This window comes from Microbacterium sp. NPDC079176, from assembly GCF_040686675.1.
Taxonomy (GTDB): domain Bacteria; phylum Actinomycetota; class Actinomycetes; order Actinomycetales; family Microbacteriaceae; genus Microbacterium.
The window spans coordinates 174,440-186,817 of sequence record NZ_JBFBLM010000005.1 but is presented as its reverse complement, the minus strand read 5'-3'; the positions used below and the strand labels follow the sequence as shown (position 1 = coordinate 186,817).

8 protein-coding genes are annotated in these 12,378 nt (G+C 68.5%); 4 read left to right on the top strand and 4 right to left on the bottom strand.

Annotated elements, in window-relative coordinates; translation table 11 throughout:
* The first annotated feature begins 56 nt into the window (after window positions 1-56).
* The 4 genes from AB0P11_RS13935 to AB0P11_RS13920 are packed head-to-tail and all read left to right on the top strand — an operon-like array spanning window position 57 to window position 6,513.
* Window positions 57-1,358 (top strand): extracellular solute-binding protein, encoded by a 1,302-nt coding sequence (locus AB0P11_RS13935; protein WP_285363450.1) that lies wholly within the window; start codon window positions 57-59, stop codon window positions 1,356-1,358.
* Window positions 1,359-1,400: 42 nt separating this feature from the next.
* Entirely contained in the window at window positions 1,401-2,288 is an 888-nt protein-coding gene (locus AB0P11_RS13930) for a sugar ABC transporter permease (protein ID WP_230100945.1), read from the top strand.
* Entirely contained in the window at window positions 2,285-3,220 is a 936-nt protein-coding gene (locus AB0P11_RS13925; RefSeq protein WP_363522527.1) for a carbohydrate ABC transporter permease, read from the top strand. The genes AB0P11_RS13930 and AB0P11_RS13925 overlap by 4 nt, the downstream gene beginning before the upstream one ends.
* Window positions 3,217-6,513, top strand: a complete 3,297-nt coding sequence (locus AB0P11_RS13920; protein ID WP_363522525.1) for a GH92 family glycosyl hydrolase — start codon at window positions 3,217-3,219, stop codon at window positions 6,511-6,513. Before AB0P11_RS13925 ends, AB0P11_RS13920 begins: the two co-directional genes overlap by 4 nt.
* A 19-nt stretch (window positions 6,514-6,532) precedes the next feature.
* Here AB0P11_RS13920 and AB0P11_RS13915 read toward each other — a convergent pair whose 3' ends face one another.
* From AB0P11_RS13915 to AB0P11_RS13900, 4 genes are all read right to left on the bottom strand, one after another.
* Window positions 6,533-7,741 carry an endo-beta-N-acetylglucosaminidase H gene (locus AB0P11_RS13915; protein ID WP_363522523.1) on the bottom strand — a complete coding sequence of 403 codons (1,209 nt, stop codon included), beginning with the start codon at window positions 7,739-7,741 and terminating at the stop codon, window positions 6,533-6,535.
* Window positions 7,742-7,893: 152 nt separating this feature from the next.
* Window positions 7,894-9,525: a fucose isomerase gene (locus AB0P11_RS13910; protein WP_053098049.1), complete on the bottom strand. Its 1,632-nt coding sequence runs from the start codon at window positions 9,523-9,525 to the stop codon at window positions 7,894-7,896.
* Between the two features lie 89 nt (window positions 9,526-9,614).
* Window positions 9,615-10,616 carry a LacI family DNA-binding transcriptional regulator gene (locus AB0P11_RS13905; protein WP_363522521.1) on the bottom strand — a complete coding sequence of 334 codons (1,002 nt, stop codon included), beginning with the start codon at window positions 10,614-10,616 and terminating at the stop codon, window positions 9,615-9,617.
* Between the two features lie 55 nt (window positions 10,617-10,671).
* Window positions 10,672-12,369: a long-chain-fatty-acid--CoA ligase gene (locus AB0P11_RS13900; protein ID WP_363522519.1), complete on the bottom strand. Its 1,698-nt coding sequence runs from the start codon at window positions 12,367-12,369 to the stop codon at window positions 10,672-10,674.
* Window positions 12,370-12,378 lie beyond the last annotated feature (9 nt).

Genomic DNA, 12,378 nt, shown 5'->3' with positions numbered 1-12,378 from the left:
GCGTTGTAGTCCGCTGGACGGACACCGCCAATCGCCCGCCTCGAGGAAGAAGCACGATGAAAGTTCCCGCACGCATTGTCGCTCTGGCAACATTCACGATCGGCGCCATGGCGCTCGCCGGCTGCACCGGAGGCGGTGCCACATCCGGTGCCGACGGACCGATCGACACCTCCGGCGAGCTGAGCGGGACGATCCAGTTCCAGACCTGGTCGCTGAAGAACGAGAAGTTCACGCCCTACTTCGAAGACCTGATCGACGCGTTCGAGAAGGAGCACCCGGACGTCACGGTCGAGTGGCTCGACCAGCCGGGCGACGGCTACCAGGAGAAGATCCTGAGCCAGGCGAACGCCGACACGCTGCCCGACGTGCTGAACCTGCCGCCGGACATCGCCTACCCGCTCGTCGCCGCCGGCAAGCTCGTCGACCTCGAGACGGCCGACCCCGACCTGAAGTCGGCATACAACACCGGCGCATGGGACGCCTACAGCCAGTACCCGGGTGTCGAGGGCACGTACGGTCTGCCCTGGTACCTGTCCAGCGACGCATCATGGTGGAACCTCGCTCAGCTCGCCCCCTACGGCGTCACCGAGGAGAACCTCCCGACGACGGTCGACGAGCTGCTCACCCTCGCGAAGGACGTCGCGACCGAGTCCGGCGGCAAGGTCCAGCTGCTGTCATCGATCCCGGCACTCGACACGTTCACGTCGGCCGGCATGGAGGTCATCAACGACGACGGCGAGTTCGACTTCAACACCGACGAGGCCGCGGCCATCATCGAGAAGTACGCCGACGCGTACGCGGCCGGAGCCATGCCGGCCGAGGCGCTGACCGGCGACTACGGCGGAAACGCCGAGGCGTACATCCAGGAGAAGGTGGCCTTCACGACCGGTGGCACTGGTTTCACGACCGACCTCGCGAAGGACGCGCCCGCGCTGCTCGAGAACACGGTCGCCACGCAGCGACTGGGCATCCCGCCGCTCTACGTGCAGGGACTGAACGTCTCGGCCGACTCCGACAACAAGGAGGCCGCCCTCGCGTTCGCCGAGTTCGCGACGAACGAGGAGAACCAGGTCGCGTTCTCATCTCTCGCGGTCGGCACCGCTCCCGGCACCTCCGCGGGCGGCGACGCCGTCGTCGAGAACATCTCCTCGTCGATCACCGACGAGAAGCAGCTCTCCGCGATCGACACCGTGTTCACGGCCATGGAAGACGCCAAGGCGATCCCGTTCCAGTGGACCTCCGACATGGCGACGTACATGACCCAGCAGATCGCGCTCGCCGTCAACGGCGAGGCCGACGCGCAGGAGCAGCTCGACAAGATCGTCGAGTACGCCAACGCGAACCGCGTGGACCAGTAAGCCATGAGCGCGCACACCAGCATCCGGAGCCGGAGGACGACCATGCGATCGCACCGGTGGTTCACACCCTGGCTGCTCCTCGGCCCCGCCGTCGTCTGGGTGCTGGTGTTCGCGCTCTGGCCGTTCCTCAACACCGTCTTCCTGAGCTTCACGGACGCACGTCCTCTGCGGACCCCCGAGTTCGTCGGCGCCGCGAACTACGAGCGGATGTTCGGCGACGAGATGTTCTGGAACGCCCTCACCACGTGCATCATCTACGTGGTCGTCTGCGTGCCGCTGCTCACGATCCTTCCCCTGCTGCTCGCCCTGCTCGTGCAGAAGAAGCTGCCGGGCATCGCGTTCTTCCGCACCACCTTCTACTTCCCCGTCATCGCATCGGTCGTCGTCGTCGCGCTGATCTGGACCTGGCTGTTCGACAGCCGCGGCATCATCAACCAGACGCTCGAGTTCCTCGGCCTCGTCGACAAGCCCATGGCGTTCCTCGTCGACCGGTGGCTGCTGCTCGGCTGCGCGATCCTGCTCACGGTGTGGAAGGGTCTGGGCTACTACATGGTCGTGTACCTCGCCGCGCTCGGCAATGTCGGCAAGGAGCTGCACGAGGCGGCCATGCTCGACGGCGCCGGCTCGTTCCGTCGCTTCCTGTCGGTGACGATCCCGTCGGTGCGCGGAGCGATGCTCCTCATCGCGGTGCTCATCGCCGTCTCGGCGATGAGAGTGTTCGCCGAGCTCGACGTGCTCTCCAAGAGCACGGGAGGTCCCGGTGGATACGACATGTCGCTGGTCATGCTGATCCGCCAGGTCGGCTCCGGCCTGAACGGCAACATCGGCTACGCCTCGGCGATCAGCGTCGCGCTGTTCCTCCTCACCCTCATCCCGCTGGCCGCGATCGCCTTCATGAATCGCGAGAAGAAGGCGAAGGTCTCCGCATGAGCACCCTCACTCCGCCCCGCATCGACGACGACCGTCGCCCTGACGATCAGCCGGCTGCGACCACGCGCGAACCCATCTTCCGCCGCCGCGGTTCCGGCGACTTCAGCAAGCCGACGCTCGGCGGGCTCATCGGCCGCTATGCGCTGCTGCTGCTCGTGCTGGTGCTCGTCATCGGCCCGTTCCTCTGGCAGCTCTCGACGTCGTTCAAGGGTCCGCAGGAGAACATCTACTCGTTCCCGCCCAACCTGATCCCCCGCGAGCCGACGCTGCAGAACTACGCCACGGTCGCCGAGATCGTGCCGGTGTACCTCTACGCCTGGCACTCGCTGCTCGTCTCGGTGGGCACCGTCGTCAGCAACGTGGTGCTTTCGACCTTCGCCGGCTACGCCCTCGGATGCATGCGGTTCCGCGGCAAGTGGATCGTCATGGCCATCCTGCTCTCGACCCTGCTCTTCCCCGGCGAGGTCACGGTGACGAGCAACTTCCTCACCATCCGCTCGCTCGGCCTCGCCGACACCCTGTGGGGCGTGTTCCTGCCCGGCGCCATCAGCGCGATGAACGTGCTGCTCGTCGCCACCGCCTGCCGCATGATCCCGAAGGACGTGCTGGACGCCGCGACGGTCGACGGAGCGACGACCTGGCAGCGCATCCGTCACATCGTGTGGCCCAACATCCGCGGCATGGTCTCGGTGGTCGCGATCTTCGCCTTCATCGGCGCCTGGGACGACTACCTCTGGCCCCTCATCGTGCTCTCCGATCCGTCGAAGTACACGCTCACCGTCGGCATGGCCTACCTCAACAGCAGCTTCTCGGTCGATCCGCGCCTCATCGCGGCGGGCACCATGATCGCCCTCGTGCCGATCGTCATCATGTTCTCGTTCACGCAGCGGTTCTTCTTCAAGGGCGTGCAGGAGGGCGCGGTCAAGGGGTGAGCGACGCCCAGCTCACGCCCGCCGACGGACCCGCTGATCCTCCGTCGTCCCGCCCTCACTCCGGCGTGTTCCGCGGTGACGTGTTCGCCTACTCGTTCGATCCGTCAGCGGGCGAACAGCGGATCGATGTTCCCGGATTCGCGGACGTCGCGATCAGCCCCGACACTCTGCTGCACTGGGCGTTCTACGCAGCCGGCGATGCGGCGACCCTGGCTCCGCATGCCGCCCTCGCGGTGACCGTCGATGTCCGCGGGGACGGCGGCGCGCGGCTCGGCGAGACAGCCGCCGTGCGTGACCGGTACGACTTCGCCATGACCGCCGATGCCCAGTTCGCGGCGCGCTGGAGCATGCCCGAGCAGTGGAACGCCGACACCGTGTCGCTGGCGCCGATGCTCTCCGGCTCGGCCCCGCGCACCTCCGCCACCGTCGAGCTGGTGCTCGGCAGCGGATCCCTGGCGGGGATGAGCGGACTGCCGCCGCTCGTCACGGGATTCGTGCAGGTCATGGTCGAGGAGCAGGTCGAGCAGCAGCATGCCGTCGCCGACCCGCCACCGGTCGAGCGAGTGGACACTCGTCGCGGCAGCCACTCGGGCCCGCGCTTCTCGCGTGGCAACACCATCCCCGCCGTCGCCGTGCCGCACGGCTTCACCTTCGTCACCGCGGCGACCGATGCCTCGGACACGCGCTGGCCGTATCGGCCGAGCATCCACGACGATCCACCCGGGCGACGCCTCGAGGCCCTGCAGTTCTCGCACCAGCCGAGTCCGTGGATCGGCGACCGCTCGGTGCTCCAGCTCATGCCGTTCGACGGGCATCCGGCCTCCGAGCGCGCCGCGCGCCGCCGGTGGATCGCCCCGGGCACCGAGCGAGCCCGCCCCCACGAGTACGCCGCCGATCTCGGTGATGGTCTGCGCGTGGAGATGACCGCGACGTCGCACACTGCCGCCTTCCGCGTGCATGGCGCAGACACTGACGCGATCGTCGGCTTCGTGATCGATCAGCCCACCGATGACGGCGAACTGCACTGGACCGACGGCGGTGGCTTCGAGGGGTGGACGCCCGAGGGCTCCGAGGACTGGGGCAACTCTCCCCGCTGCTACTTCGCGGGCGCCGTGCTTCATGGCGAGGGCGACCCTGCGACGAGTCTGCGCGGCGCCCTCGACGACGACGGACGGGCGCGGGTCGCGGGCTACGTCGCCGGCGACGGGTCGCTCGAGGTGCGCGTGGCCGTGTCATTCCTGTCGGTGGAGCAGGCCAGGCGCAGTCTCGAGATCGAGTGTCCTCTAGGCATCGCATATGACGAGTTGCGAGCGGAAGCCGCAGCCTCCTGGAACCGGGTGCTGGGCCGCGTGACGATCCCGCCGCTCGACGCATCCGAGACCCCGTATCGCCGATTGGCCGACGAGGAGAATCGGAACCGGATCGCCGCCGCATTGCATCGGATGCATCTGTATCCGAACTCCGCCGCCGAGAATGCCGGCACTGCAGAGGCGCCGCGGCATCGCTTCGCCGACGTGTTCGCCCCACGCGCGCCGTTCGGGGAGAGTGAGACGAGCGCGCCGATCGTCGACGGCGAGCTCATCGTGAACAACGGCTATTGGGACACCTATCGCACCGAGTGGCCGGCGCTCGCGCTGCTCGATCCCTCGCTGACCGGCAGACTGCTCGACGGCCAGCTCGAGCAGTACCGTCGCGGAGGGTGGATGGCGCGGTGGAGCGCGCCCGGATATGTCGACAGCATGGTCGGCACCTCCAGCGACCAGATCTTCGCCGATGCCGCCCGGTGGGGCGTGGCGTTCGACCGGGAAGAGGCGTTCGAGAGCGGATGGCGCAACGCCTGCGAACCCGGGCCCGATGCTCGGCGCGGCCGCAAGGGCATCGCACGCGGACGCTTCACCGGCTACATCTCGTCCGAGGTGCCGGAGGGCATGAGCTGGACCGTCGAGAACGCGGTGAGCGACGCGGCGCTGGGCCGGTTCGCCGAGCAGCTGGCCCTCGAGGCCGAACGCGCAGCCGCTCCCGGCTCCGACCGCGATGCCGCTCGCTACCGCTCGTTCGCCCGCTATTTCGCCAACCGAGCACGGTCGTATCGCACACTCTTCGACTCGGAATCCGGGTTCCTCCGCGGCAGGGATGCCGACGGCGACCACGCCCCCGAGTTCGACCCGCGCACCTGGGGAGGCGACAACGTCGAGACGAACGCCTGGGGCATGTCGGTGGGCGCCGTGCACGACGGCGCCGCCCTCGCCGCGCTGCACGGCGGACGTGGGGCATTCGCACAGCACCTCGACGCGCTCTTCGCCGAGCCGGAGACCGCCGACGAGCGATTCGGCGGGGCGTACGGCACCGTCATCCACGAGCAGCGGGAGGCGCGGGCCCTGCGTTCGGGCATGTGCGCGATCTCGAATCAGCCCGCCCATCACATCCCCTTCATGTACGCGTTCAGCGACCGGCCGCGGCGAGCCGGCGCGATCGTGCACGAGCTGGCCGGGCGTCTCTTCGCAGGCGCCCACATCGGACAGGGCTTCCCCGGCGACGAGGACAACGGCGAGATGAGCGCCTGGTGGCTGTGGGCCGCGCTCGGTCTCTATCCGCTCGAGCTCGCGTCCGGCGTGCTGAGGATCGGCTCGCCCCTCTTCGACGACATCCGCGTCGATCGCGCGGACGGCCGCTCGCTGCGCATCCGCTCTCATCGCCGCGAGCCGGGAGCGCACGTGCTGCAGCGTGCCCGACTCGACGGGGTCGACCTGCCCAGGGCCGAACTTCGCGTCGACGCCCTCGCCGGGGATGCGCTCGCCGGGGACGCCCTCGTCGGGGACGTCGAGCTCGAACTGGTCTTCGGAACCGAGCCCGCTGATGCTCTCGAGACGGGTGAGCGGATGACGGACGAGATCGCGCCCTGGTGCCGCGATCTCACGGCAGACACAGGAGACGTCATCGCGTCGGCATCCGTCATCGATGCGGACCGCCTGTTCGACGACGGCGACCCGAGCGGTTCAAGCGGCGTCGTCCTGGCGGCGGGCGAATGGGCAGGATGGCGTTTCGCCGAGCCGCGCGCGGTCTCCGATCTCACAGTGACGATGGCCACCGGCGCCCCCTCGTCTCGGCTGCGATGGGAGGTCCTCGACGCGGACGGATGCTGGGCGGCGGCTCCGACCACCTACGACGCGGAACTCCCGGCCGATCGCACGACCCCGTTCGAGCTGGTGTCGCGCGTCGTGACCCCGGCGATCCGCCTGCGAGCGGATGCCGAGGTCACGATCCGTCAGATCGAGGTCTTCGACCTCGGGTGATGGCCTCGAGCGCGCGTCGTCACTTCGACAGGACGAACGAGAGCTCGGTGACGTTGCCGGCGACGTCGACCACCTGCAGCGTGTTCTCCCCCACGACCGCACCGAAGACACCGGGCTTCACGAAGTTCAGGTCGCTCCACGCGTCGTCCGAGAGGTCCTTGACGACCCCGTTCACGGAGAGCCGGTCGATCTTGCCTTCGTCGAAGAGCTTGTAGCTCACGCGCTGGTAGCTGCCGTGGGTCTCGACCTTGGTGAATCGCGCGCCGTCCTTGATCGTGACGGTCGGCGAGGTGGTGTCGCGAGGCGCCGCCCGGTACTCCGTCGCCTCGCCCTTCAGCGCCTCGGTGATGCCCGAGAGATAGGCCGACTGATCGGTCGCGGTGAGATTGTAGGCGACATAGACGCCGTAGCCGTCGGCGACCGTGCGGGTCGCGAAGTCCTCCGCCGTCGCGGCGCTCGTGTTCGAGAGGTCGATCGCCGCTGCCCCGAGTCGGGTGCGGTCCTCCAGCCCAGGGACGGTGGGCGCGTCATAGGTCGGGTAGTACGGGTTCCAGGCGTAGTCGAGCACGCCGGCCGCGTCGAACAGCGTGAAGTCGGTCGTCGTGTAGCTCGGACCGATCGCATACAGGCTGATGATCTTGTCGGGTCCGAGACGGTCGCGCAGCGCCGTGGCCAGCCATCCGAACGACTGCGGGTTGGGCTGCGGGGTGCCGTTCGCCCCGTATTCGGTCCACTCGTCGTCGAAGTCGATGCCGTCGAGACCATAGGTCGTCACGGCGTCGGCGAGCTGCGCGGCGAATGCATCCGCCTGCGCATAGGAGGTGAAGTTCGCGAATCCCGCACCCTGATGGTTGCCGAGCACCGAGAGCAGCACCTTGGTGCCGTTCTCCTGCACCGGACGGATCTGCGTCTCGGCGTCGTCGAGCGTCTCGGTGACCCGCTCGTTGAGGTGCAGGTACGCCTTCTCGCCGTCGTAGTTGATGTTGGCGGCGAAGATCATGGCCATGTCGATGGCGGCGTCTCCGGACTCGGCAAGGGTGTAGTCGGCGACGTTGGCTAAATCGTTCGAGTTCACCTCGACGTACACGGCGAGCTGTGGGTCGACCGGCTCGGTCGTGTCGGCGGCGGCACCCGTGGTTCCGGCGAGCATGCCGGCAGCAGCGGTGGCGAGCACTCCGAGACCGGCGATGCCCTTTCGGAACCGGTGATTCCTGACGTTCTGGTTCATGACTGATCGTCTCCTTCGGCGTCGTTGTCGAATCCGGTCGCGCCGTCGCGACCTGTCGCCGACTATAGCGCTTAAGTGATGTGACGGGAAGGCAGAGAAGAAGGGGCGGATGCCGCAGCATCCGCCCCTTCTCGACCGCCTGGACCCCTCGCTCAGATGGTCACATCTCCGACGAGATTGACCTGGATGCCCATGCCCGCGAACATCGCGGCCTTCGCGATCAGCGCCTTGTCGGCCGTCTCGGCGTCGGGCGCGTAGACGAGCTGCGCGTGGTTGGCCTTGTGGCGGGCCATGAACTGGTCGCGCGAGATGCCGTGCAGCACGACGTGCGCGATCGGCCACTCCGGGTTCGTGGCATCCTTGCGTCGCTGCGTCTCCTCCGCAGGCAGCTCCACCACGGAGGCGCGGAAGATGTCGGCCTGCAGGATGCCGTCGGCGATGAACACGCGCGACAGCACGATCTCGCCCGGCTTCGAGACGCCGTTGATCGTGGCGCCGCCCGCAGGGAAGAAGACGTGGCCCTGTCGCCAGCCCTCGGCGTTCTGCCATCCGCCGAGATGCGAGGCGGGCACCGAGCCCGAGATCTCGTAGACCCAGACGAACTCTCCGTCGAAGTCCTCGCCCCAGCGCACGTCGTGCAGGGTGTTGTCGGGCACCAGACCCATGGCGCGCCAGACGCGGTCGGTGACGAGGGCGTCGACTGCCACCCCCTCGTCAGCCTCGTTGAAGTGCGGGAAGGCCCGGCCGTCGTGCAGCACGCGCGAACCGTCGCGAGAGGTGACGGGAGGGCGCTCGGTCGAATTCAGGATGCCCTCGGCGAGGTCCGATGCAGGGACGAGGTCCTTCAGGCCCTGCTGGTACTGGATGCCGACAGCGTCGAGCCCGAAATCGTCGGCGATGCGGAGTGCGGCGATATACATCTTCAGCTGCCACTGCACCTGCTCACGGGTCAGCTCGGTGGCGGCATCCTCGCCGTAGCGGAAGGTCATGCCGGCGTCGATCAGCCAGTCGTAGGCGGCATCCGCCTCATCCTCGCCGACCTCGAGCATCTCGGCGTACAGTGCGGACTGCGAGAGGCGCTCCTTGTAGATGCCCGTCTGGTTGAGCAGCTCGTCGTCGAAGATCGCGTTGTACATGCCCATGCAGCCCTCGTCGAAGACGCCGATGATGGCCTTCTCGGCGCGCAGCTCGGCGGCGAGCGCCTCACCCAGCTGCTTCTCGGGGCTGTCCGGCAGCTCGGGCAGAGGACGCACATGCGAGGCGTCATGGGTGATCGACCCGGTCTCCGTCCACTCCCTGATGCCGCTCGTGAACCAGTCGTCGGTGAAGTCGACCGACCAGATCGTGGAATAGGGCTTGCCCATCTTGGTGAGGCCGGCGTTGAGGCCGAGGAGTCCGACCAGGCCGGGCCAGTCCCCGGCGAAGTTCGCGACCGTGAGGATCGGCCCCTCGTGGGTGCGCAGTCCTGCGAGCACGTGGTGCGAGTACTGCCACACGGCCTCGGCGACGATCAGCGGAGCATCCGTCGGGATGTTCTTGAAGACCTCGAGGCCCATGCGCTGGCTCGAGATGAAGCCGTGGCCGGTCTCGGGATCGACGTCGTTGGCTCGGACGACGCTCCAGCCGAGCTGTTCGAAGACGCCGGTGACGCCCGCTTCGAGTTCGACCTGCACGGGCCAGCCGCCCGTGTTCGCGGCTTCGCGCAGGTCGCCGGAGGCGATCAGGTACGCGGTCTTCGGCGCGGACACCGGTCGGGATGCCGTCGTCGGCAGGGTATAGGTCATGACTCGCGTCCTCCTTGATCGCACGTGTCCTGCAACTGTACGTGAAATCGGTTTCAGCACGCAAGCAGTAGGACCGAGCGTCGTCTGCGTCAGTGTGTGGCGGTCGCGGTCGCGCCCGCGCGGGCGGGCTGGACCTCGGCCGGCAGCACCACGGTGCGCGACGGACCACCGGCCCCACCGATGCGCTCGAGCAGCATCCGCGCCGCCCGGACTCCCATCTCGCGTGCCGGGAGGCGCACGACGGTCACCGCTGTGGGCGAGAGGGTGGTGAACGGCAGCGAGCCGATCACCGCCACGCCGACCCGCGGCGGGGTCAGGCCGTGCTCCGTCAGCACCTGGATCGCACCGACGCCGATCAGGTTGTTCCCCGCCACCACCGCGTCCGGCGGCTCCGGGAGCGCGAGCAGCTCTTCCATGGCGCCCCTGCCTCCGTCGACGCGGAAGGTCGCGAAGCGCAGCAGCTCATCGGCATCGACCTCGGGGGCGCGCGCCGCGAGCGCAGACCGCCAGCCGGCAGCGCGCTCTGCGGCCGTGTCGATCCCCTCCGGACCGCCGATGTACGCGACCCTCCGGAATCCGGCGGCGAGCAGCGCCTCGGTGGCCGATGCCCCGGCCTCGCGATTGGCCATGACCACACCGTCGACGTCGTAGACCGTATGCCGATCGACGGCGACGACGGGGCGCCCCGTGTCGAGGATGCCGTCGAGCCTCGTGCGTTCGGACGCGGGGGCGATGATCACGCCCGACATGTGCTCGGAGACCGCGATCTGGAGGTAGGTCGTCTCCTTCTCGGGCTGCGAGTCGGAGTTGCAGAGCACGACCGAGTATCCGGCCTCGGACGCGACGTCCTCGACGCCTCTGGCCATCTCGGTGAAGTAGGGGTTCTCGATGTCGGGGATCACCAACCCGATGACCTCGGACCTCTGCCGCCGCAGATTGCGAGCCGTGCGGTTGGGCGTGAAACGCAGCTGCTCGGCGGCCCGGCGCACCGCCTCGACCTTCGCGGCGGAGACGCTGGTGCCGTTGAACACCCGCGAGACGGTGGCGGGCGAGACCTGCGCGAGTCGAGCGACATCGTAGATCGTGGCCATCGGCACACTGTAACCGGTTTCAGGTCGGCACGGAGAGTTCGTCTGCGCCGGCGCGTCAGTCGGCCAGCATCCGATCCCGCACCTGCCTGCGCAGGACCTTTCCGATGAGCGAGCGGGGCAGCTCGTCGACGACCGTGATGCGCTTGGGCACCTTGTAGGGCGTCAGCCGCGTGCGGCAGAAGTCGCGCAGCGCACCGGTGTCGAGCACAGCTCCCTCGCGGAGCACGACCGCAGCGGCGATCTCCTCTCCCCCGCTCGACCGCGGAAGGCCGACGACCGCGGCCGCGACCACGTCCGGGTGCGCTTCGAGCGCGTCCTCGACCTCACTGGGCGACACGTTGAAGCCGCCCGTGATGATGAGCTCCTTGAGGCGGTCGACGATCGTGACGAAGCCGTCGACCGAGACCTCGGCGATGTCGCCTGTGCGCAGCCATCCGTCAGACAGCAGGACATCGGCGGTGTCGCCGGGACGGCGCCAGTACCCCTGGAAGACCTGCGGGCCGCGGATGAGCAGCTCGCCTCGTTCGCCGACGGGCAGGTCGACGTCGGTGTCGGCGGGGTCGACGACGCGGATCTCGGTGCTCGGGAAGGGCACTCCGACCGTGCCAGGGCGCCTGCTCCTGCCCATCGGGTTGCCGAGCGCGACGGGCGAGCTCTCGGTCATGCCATAGCCCTCGACGAGCAGACCGCCGGTGGCCTCCTCCCACCGCTGCACTGTCGCGACGGGAAGGCTCATCGCCCCGGAGATGGCGAATCGGACGGTCGAGAGGTCGATGGTCCCCCGCGATGCGGCTCGGGCGAGCTGGTCATAGATCGGCGGGACCGCGGGCAGGAACGTGGGCGGACTGGTGCGGGCCGCCTTCGTGACCAGGCCGAGGTCGAACGTCGGGAAGAGCACCAGCTTCGCGCCGATGCTCATCGCGAAGGTCAGGCACAGCGTCATGCCGTAGGCGTGGAACAGCGGCAGCACGCCGTAGAACGTCTCCTCGCCGTCGACCAGACCGGGCACCCATGCCTGGCCCTGCATCGCGTTGGCGCGCAGGTTCGCGTGAGTGAGGACCGCGCCTTTGGGCGTGCCCGTGGTTCCGCTCGTGTACTGCAGCAGGGCTGTGTCGTCGAGCGTCGGGCCGGCGACCTTGCGCGAGAGCGGCCGATGGTCGACCAGCTTCTTCCAGGCCTCTGCTCGCCGTGTCCGCGGGGTGGCCGTCAGCTTCGCGCGCGCCGCGCGCGCCTTCGGGATGGGCAGGCGCAGCAGCATCCGCTGAGCGGCGGGCATCGCCTCGGTGAGGTCGACGCTCACGATGTGCTCGACTCGCAGATCGGAGGGGAACTCGGCGATCGTGTCGACCGTCTTGTCCCAGACGATCGCGACCTTCGCTCCGTGATCCTCGAACTGGTGCCGCAGCTCCCTCGCCGTGTAGAGCGGGTTGTGCTCGACGACGATCGCTCCCAGGCGCAGCGCCGCGTAGAACGCCACGACGTGCTGCGGGCAGTTCGGCAGGACGAGGGCGACCCGGTCGCCCTTGTGCACGCCCAGGCGCCTCAGCCCCTCGGCAGCGCGTGCGATCTGGTCGCCGAGCTCGCGGTAGGTCGTGACCGCACCGAAGAACTCGAGCGCCGGTCGACGAGCGAAAGCGGCGATGCTCGCCGACATCATCTCCGGCAGCGTCTGCGTCGGAGCGTCGATCTCGGCGGGCACACCGTCCGCGTAGGAGTCGAGCCATGGCCGGGATTCATACGGGGAGTCGGACATGGGTCCATC

Excerpts from the sequence above, each read along its gene's own strand:
- AB0P11_RS13900 (WP_363522519.1), bottom strand. The coding sequence starts at position 12,369 with ATGTCCGACTCCCCGTATGAATCCCGGCCATGGCTCGACTCCTACGCG.
- AB0P11_RS13915 (WP_363522523.1), bottom strand. The coding sequence starts at position 7,741 with ATGAACCAGAACGTCAGGAATCACCGGTTCCGAAAGGGCATCGCCGGT.
- AB0P11_RS13935 (WP_285363450.1), top strand. The coding sequence starts at position 57 with ATGAAAGTTCCCGCACGCATTGTCGCTCTGGCAACATTCACGATCGGC.
- AB0P11_RS13905 (WP_363522521.1), bottom strand. The coding sequence starts at position 10,616 with ATGGCCACGATCTACGATGTCGCTCGACTCGCGCAGGTCTCGCCCGCC.
- AB0P11_RS13925 (WP_363522527.1), top strand. The coding sequence starts at position 2,285 with ATGAGCACCCTCACTCCGCCCCGCATCGACGACGACCGTCGCCCTGAC.
- AB0P11_RS13930 (WP_230100945.1), top strand. The coding sequence starts at position 1,401 with ATGCGATCGCACCGGTGGTTCACACCCTGGCTGCTCCTCGGCCCCGCC.
- AB0P11_RS13910 (WP_053098049.1), bottom strand. The coding sequence starts at position 9,525 with ATGACCTATACCCTGCCGACGACGGCATCCCGACCGGTGTCCGCGCCG.